General features: G+C 41.4%; 20 protein-coding genes. All 20 read right to left on the reverse strand.

The genetic code is table 11. The features are described 5' to 3' along the window. Positions 1-7: 7 nt before the first annotated feature. The 20 genes from VDIS_RS02200 to VDIS_RS02295 all read right to left on the reverse strand — a co-directional run bounded on the left by VDIS_RS02200 (position 8) and on the right by VDIS_RS02295 (position 19265). On the reverse strand, positions 8-874 hold the full coding sequence (locus tag VDIS_RS02200) for an alkaline phosphatase family protein (protein WP_013335577.1): 867 nt from the start codon (positions 872-874) through the stop codon (positions 8-10). Further along, complete coding sequence (locus VDIS_RS02205; protein ID WP_013335578.1) at positions 867-1571, reverse strand: hypothetical protein; 705 nt, start codon at positions 1569-1571, stop codon at positions 867-869. The genes VDIS_RS02200 and VDIS_RS02205 overlap by 8 nt, the downstream gene beginning before the upstream one ends. Next, positions 1568-2635 carry an FkbM family methyltransferase gene (locus VDIS_RS02210; RefSeq protein WP_013335579.1) on the reverse strand — a complete coding sequence of 356 codons (1068 nt, stop codon included), beginning with the start codon at positions 2633-2635 and terminating at the stop codon, positions 1568-1570. The genes VDIS_RS02205 and VDIS_RS02210 overlap by 4 nt, the downstream gene beginning before the upstream one ends. Before the next feature lie 24 nt (positions 2636-2659). After that, positions 2660-3778, reverse strand: a complete 1119-nt coding sequence (locus VDIS_RS02215) for a glycosyltransferase family 4 protein (RefSeq protein WP_013335580.1) — start codon at positions 3776-3778, stop codon at positions 2660-2662. Beyond that, positions 3775-4731 (reverse strand): SDR family NAD(P)-dependent oxidoreductase, encoded by a 957-nt coding sequence (locus VDIS_RS02220; RefSeq protein WP_013335581.1) that lies wholly within the window; start codon positions 4729-4731, stop codon positions 3775-3777. The genes VDIS_RS02215 and VDIS_RS02220 overlap by 4 nt, the downstream gene beginning before the upstream one ends. A 37-nt stretch (positions 4732-4768) precedes the next feature. Next, positions 4769-6049 (reverse strand): glycosyltransferase, encoded by a 1281-nt coding sequence (locus VDIS_RS02225; protein WP_013335582.1) that lies wholly within the window; start codon positions 6047-6049, stop codon positions 4769-4771. 2 nt (positions 6050-6051) lie between these two features. Further along, the gene (locus VDIS_RS02230) at positions 6052-6954 is read right to left on the reverse strand and encodes a glycosyltransferase family 2 protein (RefSeq protein ID WP_013335583.1); all 903 of its coding nucleotides are present in this window, start codon (positions 6952-6954) and stop codon (positions 6052-6054) included. Continuing rightward, positions 6951-7778, reverse strand: a complete 828-nt coding sequence (locus tag VDIS_RS02235) for an FkbM family methyltransferase (RefSeq protein ID WP_013335584.1) — start codon at positions 7776-7778, stop codon at positions 6951-6953. Before VDIS_RS02235 ends, VDIS_RS02230 begins: the two co-directional genes overlap by 4 nt. Positions 7779-7873: 95 nt before the next feature. Next, positions 7874-8392 (reverse strand): glycosyltransferase, encoded by a 519-nt coding sequence (locus VDIS_RS02240; protein WP_148678178.1) that lies wholly within the window; start codon positions 8390-8392, stop codon positions 7874-7876. Positions 8393-8407: 15 nt separating this feature from the next. Continuing rightward, positions 8408-8656, reverse strand: coding sequence for a hypothetical protein (locus VDIS_RS12560; protein WP_148678179.1), 249 nt, complete (start codon positions 8654-8656; stop codon positions 8408-8410). A 227-nt stretch (positions 8657-8883) separates the two neighbouring features. Beyond that, on the reverse strand, positions 8884-10374 hold the full coding sequence (locus VDIS_RS02250; RefSeq protein WP_013335587.1) for an oligosaccharide flippase family protein: 1491 nt from the start codon (positions 10372-10374) through the stop codon (positions 8884-8886). Further along, positions 10371-11318, reverse strand: a complete 948-nt coding sequence (locus tag VDIS_RS02255; RefSeq protein WP_013335588.1) for a glycosyltransferase family 2 protein — start codon at positions 11316-11318, stop codon at positions 10371-10373. The genes VDIS_RS02250 and VDIS_RS02255 overlap by 4 nt, the downstream gene beginning before the upstream one ends. After that, on the reverse strand, positions 11315-12424 hold the full coding sequence (locus tag VDIS_RS02260) for a glycosyltransferase (RefSeq protein WP_013335589.1): 1110 nt from the start codon (positions 12422-12424) through the stop codon (positions 11315-11317). Before VDIS_RS02260 ends, VDIS_RS02255 begins: the two co-directional genes overlap by 4 nt. A 228-nt stretch (positions 12425-12652) precedes the next feature. Next, positions 12653-12850, reverse strand: coding sequence for a glycosyltransferase family 2 protein (locus VDIS_RS02265; RefSeq protein WP_013335590.1), 198 nt, complete (start codon positions 12848-12850; stop codon positions 12653-12655). Positions 12851-12880: 30 nt separating this feature from the next. Then, on the reverse strand, positions 12881-13063 hold the full coding sequence (locus VDIS_RS02270; RefSeq protein ID WP_052885743.1) for a hypothetical protein: 183 nt from the start codon (positions 13061-13063) through the stop codon (positions 12881-12883). Positions 13064-13251: 188 nt separating this feature from the next. Then, on the reverse strand, positions 13252-14475 hold the full coding sequence (locus VDIS_RS02275; RefSeq protein WP_245522548.1) for a glycosyltransferase family 4 protein: 1224 nt from the start codon (positions 14473-14475) through the stop codon (positions 13252-13254). Continuing rightward, complete coding sequence (locus VDIS_RS02280) at positions 14460-15077, reverse strand: polysaccharide deacetylase family protein (protein WP_013335593.1); 618 nt, start codon at positions 15075-15077, stop codon at positions 14460-14462. Before VDIS_RS02280 ends, VDIS_RS02275 begins: the two co-directional genes overlap by 16 nt. Next, a complete protein-coding gene (locus tag VDIS_RS02285; RefSeq protein WP_013335594.1) occupies positions 15074-16243 on the reverse strand; it encodes a glycosyltransferase family 4 protein in 1170 nt (389 codons plus the stop codon). Before VDIS_RS02285 ends, VDIS_RS02280 begins: the two co-directional genes overlap by 4 nt. Beyond that, entirely contained in the window at positions 16240-17427 is a 1188-nt protein-coding gene (locus VDIS_RS02290) for a hypothetical protein (RefSeq protein ID WP_013335595.1), read from the reverse strand. Before VDIS_RS02290 ends, VDIS_RS02285 begins: the two co-directional genes overlap by 4 nt. Beyond that, the gene (locus tag VDIS_RS02295) at positions 17424-19265 is read right to left on the reverse strand and encodes a hypothetical protein (protein WP_013335596.1); all 1842 of its coding nucleotides are present in this window, start codon (positions 19263-19265) and stop codon (positions 17424-17426) included. Before VDIS_RS02295 ends, VDIS_RS02290 begins: the two co-directional genes overlap by 4 nt. Positions 19266-19320: the final 55 nt, after the last annotated feature.

The following is a 19320-nucleotide window of genomic DNA, read 5'->3' on the forward strand; positions in this document are numbered from 1 at the left end:
GGAAACTTTATAGAGATACCCTTAACCAGGGTACAAGGACTAGCTGCGGTAGGTCATATTCCTGGTGCAGGTATAGCCCGAATTCGCCGAGCATTTCGCCGTGGTCTGACGTAACTACAACCTCGTCATAATCAATATTTTGTCTCTTCACGTAGTTAAGTAGATCCTTAACGTACTTAAGGACTAGCACTAGGTTTGCATAATAAGCCCTAATAACCCTATCCCTACCCACACCAAGCATCCTTAACCTATACCCGATAGTGTCTGGGGGTACGTAATCATGTATTAAGGCATCCTTCATTAGCATTAGCGATAACTCCTCATCAAGGACCCAGGGGAAGTGTGGCTGTGCATACCAAACAATATCCCTACCACTAAGGCCAATCCTCATGACGGCATCATTAACCTCACTGGGCAACACGGTCAATAAGTGCCTAGCCTTACTAGGCCTTATCGGGATAACCTCAATACGCCTACCTCGAGGCACGAAACTGCCAATCCTAATATCGTGACTTTCAATACCAATACCCGCGTAGAAAACCCTAACGTTATTAAAGTCAGGGTGGGAAAAAGCCTTAGGTAACCAACCATAGGTATTCGGCGGAGGCACGCGGACTATCATTAAGTCGCCACCTAGGTATCTTCCATAAACAGCCTTGAACGCATCGTAACGCGCATCATCAAGCACTATTAATAGAAATCGCCTCCTACTAATTAACGAATAGAATAGGCTTAACCAATTTGAATACGAATCATAGTTATAAAGGATTTTAAATAAGTGACTATACACATGCCTAATCAATGCCTCATTGACAGCACCCTTAAGGTCCATCTTCAACGATTTAGCAAAACCCCTAAAATCATATCTAAGCATTACCAATAAGACTACCCTCTCGAATTAATGTTTTAACAGTATCAGCTATACTTAAACCATCGCTATTGATTAACGTAGTCTTTAAACGTCCATCGTTAGCCACATAATTTATTAAAAACCACCTCTGTAAATGAACATACCTAATCGGCTGAGGATCACCATAACCCCTAAGCAGCCACCTCCTCAGCAACTCAGCATCGCCCGCATTAAGCACGACTGTAACATCAGGCCGGTACCTAATAAACATACTTAATAAGACCCTTATTGGTAACCTACTTAAGGAACCTCTAACACCCAAATCAATGTATGAGTATAGGTAATCAAACAGCATTGAGGGTAAATACTCCTCAGAAACCACCGTAAAACCAAGCACTTTACTCATGAAGATAACAAGTAGCTTGATAGGCACATTAATGAAAACGTCAATATATGCAGAGAGAATCATGAGAATGCTCGCTAATTTAACACGACCAGACTTAGGTATTAAGTACCAGGGAGCATATTTGCCAGGTAAATTAAGTAGCTTAGCCATGATAACCCATAATAAGTAAGCTGGGCCGTGGAAAGACTTAATAAATTCCCTCCTAACCCTGAAACCTCGATTATTTAATATTGCCATTAAATGCCTTATTACTGTCGACTTACCAACCCCAACAGGCCCTAATACTACTATTAACTTACCGTTACCTATATTCATCCTTTGATAAATAAACTATTATACCTTAATTCATCACTACCCCTATGAAGACGCAAATCGCGAAGCTTAAAACCATGACCATTAAGATATTTAACAACATTAATATGTGTTGAGGTATTCGTTTCTATGAATATGTAGCCTACATACTTAAGCAACTTCTCCATACCTTTAAGTACATGCTCCTCAAAACCCTCTACGTCAATCTTAACCATTACTGGCATTTCAACATCAGTAATTACATCATCTAAGGGAACCACATTAATTACTTCTTTTTCATCTCCGGACCGGACTAGAGATGATGTATCTGGTCCATAACCACGTAATGGACTTAGCAATGCTTTACCTTTAAAATCCCCAGCAGCAACATTAAGTAATATTACATTATTACATTCATTGAATTTAAGATTCTGACTTAATACATTATAATTCTCCGCACTAGGTTCAACAGCATATACCTTAACTCCCGCCTTACATGCACGCACCGCATAACCACCCACATACGCGCCAACGTCTATGAAAGTCCTCACCTTCGTTATTATTTTACTAAACCATATACGATACTCATACGGTTCATGAAGATAGGGCAGTAATGGCCCCTCCATTAAGTCCTGCCATATGGAACCCCTGACGAACCACTTAATACCATTAACCTCTACAAGAAAGCCATTACCCTTTCTCTCTACTGATGCTCCTAGAGCCTTTAGGAGCAGGAATTGCTTAAGGAATTGATAATTATCCTCGCTCGCTAAAACGTCACGTAAATTCCAGCAGTATTCATCATCAAAGCGTATGCAAATATTTCCATCATTAAAATGGTAATCCCTGTATTTACGAAGTACCTTAGCTATCCTAATGGCGTTATTTACCGTATTGGCTGTAACCACTGTGCATGCATTAATCTGCCTTATGCAGGCATTAACGACACCATCTTTTGTCATGTAGAGCTTTAAAAGTTGAATTGGCTTATCATATATGCTTAATGCTGTAAGGCTACTAGCCTTACTAGCTAAGGAATCCATGAGCTCCCTAAGGTATTCCTTAAGCAATAATATTCTAGCATTCATTAGAACTGCTATAATTGTCTAAATTTAAGCATTAACATTATTGATGTAACTTAATAACTCGTTAATTACCTTATCAACCCTATGGTTATTAGCAACATACCTATAACCCTCCTGACCCAAAACCCTCCACTTATCACCGCTTAGCAGGTACCTTAAGCCTTTACTAAAGTCATCGTTTCTAGCCCAGTAGCCGAACCTCTCGGTTAAACCGTCCGGGTTTACTGAGCTTAGTAGGGTGCATTTGTGGGCTAGGGCCTCCAGCATGGCTATTGGCAGGCCCTCCCTGATGCTGGGTAGGACTAGTATCCAGCACCTGTTTAGTACTTCCTGCTTCTCCCCCTCACTGACGAAGCCCTTAATCTCCAGGTTCTTCAGGTCCCTGTATCTGCTGACTACCTCCCTGTACCTATCCTCGTAGAGTACGCTTGGCTTACCCATGGCTATGAATCTATATTCGGGGAATTGCCTCGCCAGTTCGAAGAATAGCCAGTACCTCTTCTGTGGATCCATCCTGGCCAGGTAGCATATCGTAGGCTCCTCACTCTTGACAATATCCTCCTCCCTCGGTATTGGGTGGACTGGGTTGGGGAGGTAGATGACTCTACCTGGGTCAATGCTGTAGAGCCTCCTTAACTTATCTATGTAGAACCTTGCCTGGGTTAGGATAAGGTCGGCGCGCCTATACGCCATGCCGAATATGAACCTATTAGCCATGAATCTAACCCTAGAGATCCTATAGTAGGGATCCACCGAAGCCATGAGCTCGTAGTCACGCCAGTCGAACGGGTCCTGGGCCCAGATGATGTGCTTAGCACCCCTTACGAAGAGCTCGGCCAACAATGTCTCAACCATGGCCTCAATACTTATGTACACATCAGCGTCGACATCCTCAATGACTTTAAGGGCATCCCTATAGTTAGCCAAGTGCCTAAGCACGGATCTTGTGCCGAAGTCATACTCATAGGTAACGACTCTGACGCCATCAACCACGTACTCCCCAGGGTAACCCGGGTCCCTCCAGGCAATTACATAAACCTCAAAACCACGCCTAGCAAGCTCACCACCGATAAGCCTAACAAGCCAACCAAAGCCACCATGCCTCTTCTCCGTAAAGGACTCAGCCGTGATAAAGGCGACTCTCATACAAACCCCAATTCCCTGACTAAGGCCTTAACAGTCATCGAGATTGCACCCCTGCTCAAAGTACTTGGTTTAAAGCCCAGTGTCTTGAGCCTATCTATCTTCAGGGCTATTCTCTTCACGTCACCAAGCCAGCCCACTCCATGCAGGACTGGCCTATGAACTATCTTAACATTGCTTAACCCTAGTTCGTTAAGTATGATATTCATTACGTCATTCACGGTTACCCAGTCCTCATTACCCACATTATAAACCTCGTAATTGCCGTTACTTAATCTCCAGGCGATTATCGTGGCCTCCACGGCATCGTCAACATATAGGTAACTCCTCACCTGGGTGCCATCGCCTAGGACCTCTAATTCATCTAAATTCTTCTTAAGCTTCATCAATAGGTCATAGATTACGCCATGTCTCAGCCTAGGCCCAATAATGTTGGCGTACCTAAGGATGACCGCTCTAATGCCATAAAGCTTACTATAGGCGTGTATTAAGTTCTCACACGCTGCCTTGCTGGCTCCGTAGACTGAGACTGGCCTTACTGGTGCGTTTTCGTCCACTGGTATTTCCTCCGGCTCGCCGTAGACGGAGCTTGAGGATGCGAAGACCATTTCCTTAACCTTATACTCCCTCATAGCCTCCAATAAATTAAAGGTCGCAACCACATTCTCCTCAAAGTGAACCCTTGGACTTATTGAGCTTACCCTAACTTCAGGATTCGCAGCGAAGTGAAACACGGCATCAGCACCCTTAACCGCCTCCCTAGCGTCCTGCTCATTCTTTAAATCACCCCTCATTACCTCCAGGTTTGGGTTATCTTCAAGGTGCTTTAAATTCTCCAATCTACCCGTACTAAAGTTATCGACAACCCTCACCCTATAGCCATCTTTAATCAGTCTATCAACCAGGTGACTCCCAATGAACCCAGCACCCCCAGTCACTAGGACAAGCCTATTCACACGTGCGCTCTAAGCGTTGGGTATTAAAGTTAATCCATTAATCAGTAATAGAATGTAAAATCCCAATAAACCTATCCACTATCGGCCCCCAGTCACTATGAGCCTTAACTATGCTTAAGGCCTTATCATCGATAGGGTCCTCATCACTATTAAGTAATAGGCATACCTCCCTCGCCATTGATTTAACGTCAAACTCAGGCACAAACCTAATAGCCCTCGTACCTTCAAAAACCTCCCTAGGCCCAGGAATACCATACATAACCACCGGCGTCCCCAAAAACAAAGACTCAACAACAACGTTAGGGACAACATCAACATGACTTGGGTAAATCATTACCCTGGCCGAGGAAAGTAACCTATACGCCTCAACCTTCCTCTCCTCAGGAACAAAACCAACAAAGTCAATAAACTTACCAACATCGAGCGAATTAACGCGACGCCAAAAGGCACGCTCAGTGGCTTTATCCTCAAAACCACCAACAACCTTAACCTCAACACCACAACCATATTTACTCATGTAATACACGATACTGGGTAGATTCAAAATACCCTTAGTTAAGTCCAACCTACTAAAGAAAATTACGTAATCACCCTTACGACCAACACTAACAGCCTTAACCCTATCATCAACAGCGTAAAATGGGAAAAATAAGAAATACCTGGCACCCCTCAGCTGAGGAATCTTCCTAATCAACCCAGTCGACGGGATCAAGTAAATCAACCTATCTTTAAATTTATTTAATGCATCAAATAAGGATTTAACCCTCAGGATAAATAATTCAATCCCCACAGTACGCCTAAAATCATCAAAGAGGTACTCACGGGCAAACCTAAAGCCCCAAGCCAGACTCAACGGAACATCACCAGAACCAATAACTAACGCTAAGGCTTTACCATCACGATTAGCCTTAAGGCAATCCAATAAGTAATGTCCCGGACCCACAATCTGGCTAATCTGATTAAGTAACCTAGGATTAGCCATGGGCATGAGAATCGGGTCATAGACCAAATCATAATCTTTGAGAATACCACTGGATAATTCACCCCACGTCTTATGCAAATCACCGCTAATGTAATAATCAATCAACAGGTTATGGATATGAATCCCAAGTTTCCCGTAGGTTTCAACCCACTTAAGAACCATATCCCTGAAGCCAGACTTACCCCTAAACCTCCAGTAAACCTCATCAACCACGGGAATGAAATCAACCTCAACACCTCTACGGTTAGCAAGGCGAATAAGCAACTCACGGTTAGTCCTAGTTGAGCCACCAAACCAGTCGACGAAGAGATTGCGGGCGAAGACTCCAAGTTTCATAATTAACGCTTAACAACCAAGTATTTATTACTTGGTAACGATAGTAAGAATGCGATACGCATTGCCAAATTAAACGGATCTTTATTCCTGACCAGCCTATATAAGGCACCTAGTAATCTAGTCACTGTATATAAGGCCACAAAATCACGTGGTATACCAGTATATTTTATGCCAGCACCTTCCCAAAGACCCTTCCTAATAGATGCTCTCAATTTATTAAGATTACTCCTAGGTGGATTGCCATGAAGCACCAATGGTATATTAATGGTTAGCCAATAATAACCCCTCCTAATAATGTGCTGAGCAACTGCTAAGTCTTCATAAGCATTTAGGTAAGGGTTAGGAACCCAATCTTTAACAGCTTCAGTCCTTATTAATGAATTATTAAAGATAGGTCTTACATCAGTTAATCCATTTTTAAGAATATTTAGTATATTCATTTTACTTAATGGCAATTTATATTTAATTAAGGATACTTGATTATCTAAAATACTATTATTTATATATTTATATATATCTATTATTAATCTAAATTCTTGAGTATAGAGAATATCAGCTAATTGAATATATGACCCCTCAACAGCCCCTATTCTTTCATGTTTCATGAATCCTGATAATACCCTAAACCATTGAGGCAATACTATAACATCAGAGTCTATGAATGCGAACCACTCAGTTTCAACGAACTTAATCCCAATGTAGCGGGCATAGCCTAGACTTGCTGATGTTTGAATTATTAACGCATCGGGAAACTTCTCTTTAATTAACTCCACGGTACCATCACTACTATACCTATCAACCACGATAAGCCTATTCAACGGTACATAACGCCTAATACTCTCCAACACCAATGGAAATATCCCCTTATTACTATTATACGTAGGCATCACTACGTCAATCCTCATAACCTCACACAATGCAGTATCCCAAATCTAGGCCTTTCATTAATAACTTCACACCTATAGTCACGGTTTAAGAAACTTAAAAGCTCACTTAATTCATGGTCATTAACCTCATGATACTCTAAGATCAATTCTTTAAACAGCCTCACATGCTCATAATCATTCATTACCACATCAAACTCGCAACCTTCACAATCCATCTTAAGCACGTCAGGCTCAATGCCATAATCATTAATTAACTGACTAAGAGTAATGGCTTTAACTTCATACGTTCCATATTTTGAATTCAAACCATAATATGTCTTATGAGTGTCTTTAATATCCGTATTTATTTTAATTAATGTATACTTGCTACTTAAAGCAGCATTTATTGGCACTATTTTATCTTCCATATTATTTATCATTATATTTTCAAGCATTATTTTATAAGCATCTGGATGAGGCTCAATAGCATAGACCTTTTTAGCGCCTCTAAGGGCAAAATAAATTGGCGAATCGCCAATAAAAGCACCAACATCGACAACTACACGATCCTTGACATTAACCAAACTATATTGTTGCTTAATAAATACTTCAAATAGTTCAATATTTGATAAAAGATCATTATATAATGCTCTAATTTTAAATGTACCAAAATCCCAATATTGCCCATTAAATTTCGGTTTAGGTGAAATTCTTATCCCATTAAGCACGAGATATCCATCTTCACAATGTACATCCTTCAAATACCCAACGTAATAATTATGAATAATCCTCCCAATAAATTCAGGCTCAACACATAACTTTCCCCCATCTATGCATTTAATATTAAAATGCCATGTTTCCATAACATGTAATTAATGATAACCATTAACCAGTTACGGAATATCCTCCTAGAGATAGATACTTCTTGAAATTTATTAGATAGCGTCATGATTTATCACTAATGAGTTTCTTTTAAAAGTTTCCCCAATACCTTAGCCCATAATATGCCTACATTATTCCATGAATATTCATTTGCCAATTTGCATGCCTCTAAGATAAGCTCTTTAAACTTATCATTGGATCTATTCCATAGATTGTAGAGTTCTAGTATTTTCTTAATAAATAGTTTTATATTAGGATAATCGATAATATAATCGCTTAAGACCTTATCATTGAGCAGTACATCACGCACAACCCCCCTAACATTAAATGCCACTGGGATAACCCCTGAAGCCATTGCATCAAGAATAACCAGGCCGAAGCTCTCATACCTACTGGGAAATAGTAATATATGCGATTCTGATAGAAGTCTTGAATATTCATTGATCGGCAAATGTGGATAAATCTCTATATTACGAATGTCCCGTATTTTATCGTAAACCCACTGCATATAGTCAAAGTTCGCGTCTGTAATTATTATTCTAATATCATCACCCAATTTTCTTAGTAATACTGGTATTATTTCATTGACCAGTATGTCTGTGCCCTTATGCTAAGCTGGCCAGCTAGCGTAAATAACTGTGAATATGTCCGGCTTATCTCTGCATTTAAAGATTGTGGTATCTGTGCCTAAAGGTAGGTATATTGGCCTTAACCCCAGTGATTTGGCTATATTGTAATCGGTCATGTTTGATGCATGTATTCTAAATCCCCTTGCCTTAGCGATCATGGCTTGAGTTATCATGGCAACATCATATACGTAGTGCGATGGCCTTACCTTATGATCAATGGTGAGTGGCATATGAAGACCATATATGACTTTATGCCCTAATCTTATTGTATTTAAGGTAAATAGATCCTTACTGATTAATGGAGGAGTAAACCTTGCATAGTAAATTAGGTCAAAGCGCTCTAGATTATGCATATCATTTAATGTGAAGTTCATTTTAATCATATAAACGCCGTATTCAATTAATGCCTTCCGGAATGGTGCCGGCGCCCAGTTACTGACTACTGTTATCATGCCTGCTATAGGATTGCCTTAAGATCAATCTCGATACTTACTAATCTCGATATTAAGGGCCCCACGTATTTTATGTTCCTAACAGCATTGGACAAGTATTTTAAATCCTCTACATCTGTGATTAATGCTATAAGTATGCCCATTAGAATCACGTACAGCGGTAACCCAATTAGTAGCTGTATGTATAGGCCTTTAATGCGCGTTAATATGAGGTATGTGGCTATGTAGGATAGTATGCCTGGCAGCATGTAGTAGATTGTTTTAGGGATGTTTACCGTGAGGTTATGTCTGGCCTTAACAATTCCATAGGTTATCGCCGTGCCTATAGCACCGTTTATTATAGATGCTATAACTGCGCCTAGCATGCTCCACCTCACTAATAGGGCCCAGGTTATAGGTAACCCAATTACGGTATTTATCAGGCTTATGACCATTGATAACCTAGTGTCGCCAATAATGTTGAGGTACATGGTTATTACCCCAAGTGGGGATAGTAGTAGGTTTATGGCCATTATGCTTAGGTAAAGTGGTGCAAGGCTGTATGATGAGCCATACACTACGTATACCGCCTGCCTTGAGAATAGGGCTAATGCTAGGGCTATTGGGCTTATGATTAAGGCCATTAAATAGGCAGCCCTATTAATGGCACTTCTAAGCTTGTAATCCTCACCAATGAATTCAGGTAATGCTGAGAACAATGCTGTGCTTACTGACCCACTCACTAAAGATGCTACGGCCAGTAGGTTGTTGGCTATTTGGTAATTTCCCATCTCGGTATTGGTTACGTAAATCGCTATTAAGATATTGTATAGTTGCCCCAGGGGTATTGAGATTAGCGTGGGTATGTAGAGCGGTATTGAGTAGTTGAAGAGTTCATTAACAACACCCTTAATATTTAATTTACCCTCAACCTTAGGTAACATGAATATTGCGAGGAAGGCAGCCGCCAGGTAGCCTATTGAGAAGCCCCAGTAGGCACCGTAGACGCCAAGCCCAATAAGAATTAATGCTATGCTCACAGAAATCCTGGTAATATTTCTAACGAGGTCAAGGATTACGAAGTCCCCATACCTACCAACTCCAATTAAATAGTTATTTACCGAGGTCTGTACCATATAGGCGATCGTGTATATTGAGAGTATTTGTATTGCTAGTGATAAGTAGGGCCTCCTCAACGTAAGCGCTAAGTATGTGGACAACGGGACTAGGGCGAGCCCAAAGGCAATACCACTTAAACTTCTTAGAAGTACTGCCGATAAGGCATGCCTATGCATGCCAGCTGCCGCATACCTCATTATCGCCGTTGACAACCCAAGGTCAGCGATGCTGGTGAAGAATAGTGGGTACGTGAGGGCTATACTTATCAGCCCATACTCACCCGGTGTCAATAACCTAGCAATGACGATACTACCAATGAACCCCACCGCATTATATATGAACCTACCTGAGGTAATCCACAGTGATCCACGGACAGCCTTAACGCCGGCCCTACTCATGGCCTTGGCTTAACACCGCTCATCGGGTTAACCAGTAGGCCCCTTAAAAGCCCCAATAGGGAGCCAGCAATGCCGTAAATGATGGTTAGCGGATTACCAGACCTAACACCCCACATCACAGACTCAATCATCCTATAAATAGCATGAGTAATCACATGACTAAGACCTAGCAGGTCCCTATTCTTGGCCATGAAGTACACCTCGGTGGCGTAGGTACCCATTAACGCCGAGGGATCACTGCGATATTTGGCCGAGCCCTTGGTCACCTGCATGGTGAAGTGATAGGAGACTGCCCTAGTGTTTTGAAGTATCCTGTAGCCAGCCTTCCTAACCCTGAAGGCCAGGTCAAAGTCCTCACCAAGTATAGGCTCCCAAACCCTAACATCGTAAAGCCCAGCCCTAAGCAAAGCCTCCCTCCTACAAGCCACACTCATCGTGAATGAACCAACCTCAAACACACCATTACTAACAGGCCTAGTGAACCTGGGCAGGACAGACCCATGGATAGTTAACTTACTTAACAAACGAGCCGCTCGACCCACTACACCACCCCTAGACCCAGAACCCTCAGGAAACACCCAGATACAGTTAGTGTAAACACAGCCAGCGTCAGGAAACTTCCTAAAGGTCTCAACAACCTCCTCAATGAAGCTAGGCGTCAGGTAAAGGTCATCCTCAAGGAGAAAAATGACATCGCCATCAGCCTTAAGTATAGCCTCATTAGCAGTCAGACACTTATTCCAGTAACCAGTCTCAAGAACCCTAAAGACAACACCATTAAGGTACCCATCGCCTAGGGCCTTGATTAATTCACCATTAGACTCAGTGGCTACAATAACTTCATCAGGTAAAACGGTCTGGGCTGCGATTGATTTAAGCAAATGCTTGAGTAGGGACAACCTATCCCTAGACCCGCTGGTGAGTACTATAATCGTTATCCTCATGAAATCAAACTACTAATAATACTCCTGAATTTAGCGATGAAGACGCCTTCGTCAAAGGATAAAGCTCTTCTTAACGCATTCTTACGTAAATCAGCTAGTTCACCTTTATTCATTATTGAAATATTGTTTATTATTGAAATTAATTCATCTATGTCACCGTAAGAGAAGCCATATATACCATCTGACTTATCTAAAATGTCCTCATAAGGACCACCACTCCTATGAACAACCGGAATGCAGCCGGCTGCCATACCCTCAACTATAGATATGCCGAATTGCTCATGGTGGGCTGTATGAAGATATATAGAGGATATTGCTAATAGGTCATAAAGCTTATCCTTAGGTAGATTAGGCATAATTATGAAATTATCTAAACCCAATGCTTTACTTAACTTAACGAGCTTCATGTAATAGTCATAGTTGGCTAAGGAACCTACTAAGATAAATCTCATAGACTTAATCTTAAAGGCAACCATAGGTAAAATCTCAAGGCTCTTTCCATTATCTATCCTAGAAATGGTAATAACGATGGGCTTCTTATCTCTTATTAATGACTCAGCACGTGTAGCGATCTCCGAAGCCTTAACAGGTGGATATAATACATGTGCCTTAATTCCTAAATCCTTCAACAAATTTGCGGTATATTTAGAATTGGCTAGAGTAACCTTACTAAACTTAGCTAATATATAGTGAAGTACATGCCTAATGGCGTGTCTTACAATACCATCTTTAATATTATAAGCCAGCTTGTAATAAGCTAGTGCTTCCGTATCTTTAACACCATACGGTGAAAAAACCCAGTGAAAATAATGAACATGAGCTGGCGCTAAGATCTCATTACTACGAGTATTAACTATTAAATCATAATTAAGTAACTTATGTAATTCATGATCAAAGCGTCTAACATATATATAATGGCTTACAAAATCTTTAAGTAAATTACCTGGAACCCAAAGCTTTAACAATTCAGGCCTTAGCTCCTCTCTGCCCAATACAAGTACTTTAACATTAGACAATGATGTTAAAGCCTTATACATGGCTAACGTAACCTGCTCAGCACCACCAGCCCTATTTATAGTATTAGTTAATAGTACGACCTTAAGCATGATGATTTATTAATCATTAGATGCAATATATTTCATAAATTTTATGATCAACAATTTCATATTAAACACATAAGCAAATATTTTTACATGAAGCTTATTAATAGGTCATCAGCTAGAATCACATCATCGTTCAGAAAGAGTAAGTATTTACAGGGTTTAAGGGCTACTGCACCATGATTATACCCTGCCGGTAACCCAGCATTCTTTCTTAATTTAATTATATTAACCTTAAACCTTAGGTTCTTTACTCAGTCTTTCAGAAACTACCTGTACTGTTGCATCGCTGGATGCATTGTCAACTATCGCTATTCTTACATTTAAATCGCCGGTATTGAGGTTCGTTAATGATTCAAGGACCTTATTGAAGAATTCACCTAGTTTAGTGACGCTATTATACGTGACCATTACAATACCAACATCGCACATATCTAATCCCTACCTATACTGACATTTCTTCTAATGACTGATTGAAACACACAAATCGCTCCTTAAATTACCGTTTAATTTAACGTACCTTAGCCATGTCCTACCATACCAAAGCTGCTGCCTAATAACATCCCTTAACGTGTGTGGATAACAGCGCCTAACATTGGTATCGACTATAACAGGTTTTGTTCTTAACTTGCTTAATAGCTCCATATCTTCGCGAAAGCCGAGCATTGGGTTAAATGGATTTTTAAGCAGTAATTCTCTTAAGAAGCCGCATAAAACATGTTGACCCAGTGCTCAACCCCTTTCAAGAACAATAATGATAATACCATGATTATTTGATATTGCATTCTTCTTCATCTTTTCTTCATGCTTAACTTCTTTAATTCTTTATAAATTCATAATTTGTTGATAACTTGTATGAAATTCTTTATGAATGATTCCCATGAGTAGTGTCTATATGCTAGACTTCTTATCAGCTCCGATTTATAATTGTTAATATTTTCAACTATGTACGTTAAGGCTTTGAGGAATTCATAATAGTCATCCTCGTTACTTACATATTCCGTTACAGCACCCAAGTACTTCACTTCCCTTAACTCTGGGTAATCAGTCAGTGTTGGGCTTACTACGGGCTTCCCAAGGGCTAGCGCCTCCATTACCGCTACGCCTATTCCACCGTAGTAGCCTGGGGTTGCCATTAGGAAGTATGCATCGGATGCCTTTAATAGCTCTATGAAGGTTTTATGGGGCAAGAAACCATAAGCCACTATGCCTAATTCTCTGAATGCCTTAACCCAAGCCTCACCAAGCCCAGTGACCATTAGCATTAGTCTGATGTTGAGCACCCTCCTTAGGTCTTTCCATAGTCTCGCAATTAGGTGAGTACCCTTTAACGTGCTGAACTCCTCGCCAAAGACCCCGGTGTATGTTGTTAACACTACTGCGTCTTCCGGTATGCCGTATTTTATTCTCAACTTCCTCTTCTCTTCCATGCTTGGTGGCTTTAATTCGTTGAAGTCCACGGCCATTGTCCTGACCATGACTTCAGCGTCTACGCCTAGGGATTCCAGGTACTCCTTCTCTACCCTATTGATTACAAATATGGCGCCCTTAACCCTCTTCAGTAGCGTCTCCCTCCTTATTTTCGAGAGTTCCTTAACGTCACTAATTAGGTCAGGTCTTAATGCGTTCCTTAGCATTGGTGGTCGTGAACCGTGGTGTTGGAGTATCATTGGGTAATTTATGAGCCTCCTGATGATTAGTTCCGAGTTTAATGCCCTATACTCGTGGATGTAGGGTACCGCTTCATGCCTCTTAACTAAGTATTCCGTTAATTGGGCTAATGCTGGTGAGTACTCACTCCACTTCAATAGCCTCCTCGATGGTGATAGGTTGATTGTCGGTGTTAAAACAACGGGCACGTCCTCAATAATCTTAGTTAAATAGTCCTCAGAGCCGCTTGGCCTCATGGCTACTGCCTTAAACCCCCCATACCTTGTTAATGCCTTTGCTGCCCTGAAGTGCCAGCCCACATCATCCTCCTCGGCTAATGCGCCAGGCCTTATCGACGGTATTGAGTGGTGCAGCACGCTCACCACGTACCTCATAGGCCTAGGCACCTGAGCCCCTCCCTCAACGTTACGAACCTCACGTTGAAGGCCTTGAGGTAGCCTATGGTTAGCTTTATCAACCAGCTGGGCTCATCGTGAAAGACCACCACGATTAATCTCGGCTTACTCACCAGCACCTTCAGGGGGTATTTCACCAGGTGCCTAACCCCCATACCACCCACTGCATACCTCATCGGCCTCTCATTCCACCTATTGAACCTACCCATGACCCTACCGTATATGAAGTATCTACTCGCCTCATTAGCGATATTCTCATTGAATGAGCCGTATGGGTAGGCTATACCAAACCCATCGCCATTCCTCAACACCTTCATTAAAGTTTCAATACTCCTAGCGAACTCCTCCCTCAATTCACTAGGGCTTACCGTTGTTAAATCCCTGTGGGTGTGGGTGTGGGAGCCGACCTCGTGGCCCATGTCGATTAATTCCTTAATCAGTTCGGTTCTTGTGATGATTAATTTTTTACCCATGTATTCGTTGAGTCCCGTGATTATGAAGAATGTGGCTGGTATGTCCATTCTGTACAGAGTCTTGGCGTACTCATAGTGTATTAGGTATCCATCATCAAAGTTAATTGAAATGCAGGTCATGAACCATTGATAGCCTTGGAATAAACCTTTAAGTAGCCCTTAACCATATTCTCCATACTAAACCTCTCGGAGACCTCAAGCGCCCTCTGTGAAAGCTTTCTGTACAGGTTTTCGTCTGTGAGTAGTTGAATTAGGGCGTCCGCGTACTCCCTTTCATTGAGGGTATTAACCATGAGCCCCGCGCCTGTCTCAGCAACTAGTTCATACGAGTATGTTGATTTATGTGTAATGACGGGTTTACCCATTGCATAGGCCTCGGCAATCACTATTCCAAAGCCCTCGGCTAAGCTTGGGTGCGTGAGTACCATTGATTGGGCGAGTACCTTCATGGCCTCGGTCCTGGGTAATGAGCCGTGCATGATTACGTTGTTCTCGAGGTCGAGCTTGTTAACTAGGTCCTTAATGTCCCTGTATATTGGTCCATCACCAACAATGTGAAGCTTAGCCTTTGATAGCTCATTAACCACAAGCCTGAAGGCCCTTACTAACCACTTAACGCCCTTATACTCCATTAACCTGCCAATGAAGACCACCGAGTAATTCTCTACATGAGTAGTACTCTTTGCTATGTCTCTTAGCCAATTAATATTGACGCCATTATATACTACATGAACCTTCTTGAGAAGCCCATTCTTAGCCTTATCGTCTAGGCCTATTAATGAATCCCACAAGGCTGATTTAGAGGCAAACACAATATACTTAATGTCAGGTTTAGTAATGATTTGCACTAGCCTGGCGGGTATTGAGTGCGTTAGGTCGAAGAGTATTGACCTGATCCTATCCTCGCCACCCATGAGTAGCCTAATTCTGCCTAGGAGTGGTGTACCGTGTACCGTGACTATTGTTGGTGCTATTTTCGAAATCCAGGGTAAATACCCTGTTACACCGCTTACATCGTGAATCACATCAGGCTTAAGTCCCTTTACTAGCTTAGTGATGCTATAGCTCCTTGTTATGTAGAACCAGATATCCTTAGGTGGTATAGCCGGCGATGTAAGAAAGTACTCGTTTAAGGATTGAGAATTATAATTAATCATGTGCTTCTTAGAAATTATGAAGACTTCATTACCGAATGTTTCAAGCCCCTTACTTAGTTCGTATGTGAATGTGCCAATACCACCTCCTGAATATGGTGGATAATCAGTCGTTAATAAGACAATCCTCATCGTGAATTTTCAATAAATCTTTCTAAGGCACGTATATTACCGGTACTTGAGAATAACATTTCGTATGCATTCCCTATTTGCTTACTTAACTCTTCCTGTATTTTATCATTTTTAAATAATATCTTTATTTTATTCGTATAATCATCTAAATTATCTGCTAATGATAGATTAAGATCAATAAATTTTACCAATTCAGGATATAACTCCAGGGCTGTCCTATTGAATATCATAGGTTTTCTAAAATAAATTGTCTCAAGAAATCTATTAGATACGCTCCTATTACTTATATATATAATTACCACTGATGCATTTCGATAAAGATATCTTATAAATTTATTCGATAAGCCTTTACCTATAAAAACTAAATTTTGAGGAAGCCTTCTTGCTAATTCGGGAAAAGCCCTCTGAAATTCATCTTTAGTACTTCCAAATACAATTATTGGTATCTCTGGATTCCTCCGTGCTATACCATAAATAAGTAATGCATGCGGTACTGCTTCATACTTCTCTATATCAAAAGCCTTGATAAGTATCGTTGAAGCAAGTACATATCCCCCATACTTATTGATAATATTGTTAATTATTTCGTATGCCTTTTCATCTACTTCATTAATAGTATCTTTAGGAATACCTGGCGTAGGATATATCTTACTTCCTGGTATATGTGGTGCTATATATTTACCGACTTTATATGTATAGTGATCTTCATATATTATTGCATTAGAGGATATCATTTTTACGTAATTTACAAAAAGTGATGGCATAAACAATGCAAGGTCATAATATGATCCGTGCAATAAATTATCTATAAGTTTAAGCGCCCTTATAGACCAGAACCTGGTAATGAGTAATGCGCCAATAGATCTCTTAATATAATTATATATACTAATGCTTTGTTTCCATGGAATTCCGGATGTTAGTATAATAATATCTAACTCATTAATGCAACAGCTTAATGCTTTAATTAATGAGCTAGATCCATAATTTAATGGTATCTCAATAATATTTACTTTAGAATGCCCTCTATCAATTTCTACCCACATACTGTTCTTCCTAATATCTCTAATGAATGGATTTAATGCAATAGCATATGTATGGTAACCATGATAATTAAGTGTAGCTATCAATCCTAATTCATGCCTCGTGTAAAGGTCTAAGGCGCCTATTACGGCAATAGTCTTCATGAGGGTTCAAGCAGTGTGGCGTAGTTGCTGTTGAATATGATGTTAGGGTTGTTTAATGGGTTATACACTATTGTTGGCGGTATGCCTGGGCCTAAGGTTACGTAGTAGGCCTTGCTCAGTGTCCCATTGTAGACTACCACGTATACGTTCACGCTGCTTTCATTATATATGAAGCGTATCATGGGCAATGCTTGGGCTATCACGTTAGTTGGATATGCGCCAACGCCGCCTAGGCTAGGCGTATACCACGGTAATGTACCCATTATCGGCGAATATACGTATAGTGGACCCGTGTTGCTGGGCAGTAGGTTGTTTAACAACAATGTGCATTCATACTCACTCCTGGTTAATGGGGGTACGTTGTAGTGGTGTATCTTGGCGTACTCAATGGGTGATATGCTTGGGTCGTATGAGGCTATGGGGACTATCGCCACCAGTAGCAGTATTAAGAGCATTAGAATAGCTTTACTTTTATCCTTAAGCCTTGTTAAGGCAAGGCCCACTATCGGGAAGGTTAGGGGTATTGCGGTGTAGGCATTCACCGTTATTGGATATGTTGCCGTAAATATCCTCTGCACGGCGGCTATCCCTGGTACAACAAGACCCACCACTAGGAGTGTCATTAACCACACGTTCTCCCTCCTCTTCCTAAACACGACATAAAGTAGGTACGATGCGGCTATTGAGAATGCCAGCGACCACGCATAGGCCAATACTGGGTTAGCCCCACTGTATAGGAAGTGGTATTGAACACCCTTAACCTTAGTTATGCTTCTTACGAATAATCTAATTAATATTTGCCATATTGCCTGGTTTAAGCTATCCAACATTGGGTATACATACGTGAAGTAGCCCTGCGTGTATAGGAAGACCAGTAGGGTAACTACCGTATATACTGCGAATAGGAATAGTATTAGGCCTTTCCTAGCCGAGGTAGCCCCCTGGTGAATTGGCTTATATAGCCTCAGGGCCCTTAAGACATACCATGCCACTATGAATGAAATAGGCACCAGCAGCATTAGTAGGGCTGTGGTTAGTGAGAGCACGGCCAGTATGTAGCTCAGGGCGCTGATTACTGCGTTTTGCGCCGGTTCAAAGCCCTCTATAACGTTGATTAACGTCACCGTGGAGATTAGTACGAATAGGTTGGATAGCCATAGGTGTGGGTTGAGGGTTAATGCAGTCTCAGGGGTTACCCCTACGAAGAATGCCGCCAGCACGGATGCTGCCTTATTTTGCGTCAGCCTGAGCGTCAGCATGTATATGACCATGTCGTAGACTATGGTGAATACCGCATACCAAATACCCCATACCAGTGACGAATACCAGGGTAGGTTAAGGACCTTAGCCATCATAACCACCTGAGCCACCTGGGCTGGGAATGGGTTATAGGCCGGGTTGTAGGCGAAGCTGAAGCTCCAATGCCCAGCCATATACATATCCCTATACATCTCTATCCCCTCTCCCCAACTAATGCCAGTGCTTGGCAATTGATCATTTAGCAGTATTATGTTAAGCATTATTACGGATGACAGGGCCTTGGAGATCATGGAGTCCGTTGGCTTAGATGCAATCATTGGTATTATCGTTAATGCGGCTATTGCCGTTATGGCTACTTCGTAAATCATCGGGTAACCCGCCCTAATGGGCGTGGCTAAGTTAAGGAACAGCGTGACTAAGGCCAATACGTCGGCGGCTGTGAGCATCGCGTTGGCCGTCCCATGGCTCAAGGGTGGCTCACGGTCACCTTTATTATGTGTTAATATGAGCAGTGTCGTGAATAGTACCGTAAATAGGCCCGTTAATAGCAGTAACGCTGATGGGAAGCTTATACCCACAGCCTTAACACCTCTTCAGCAACCTCGCCCCAGGTTGGGGTCTTTTCCTTCTTTA

This window comes from Vulcanisaeta distributa DSM 14429 (assembly GCF_000148385.1).
In the GTDB taxonomy this organism is placed as follows: Archaea; Thermoproteota; Thermoprotei; order Thermoproteales; family Thermocladiaceae; genus Vulcanisaeta; species Vulcanisaeta distributa.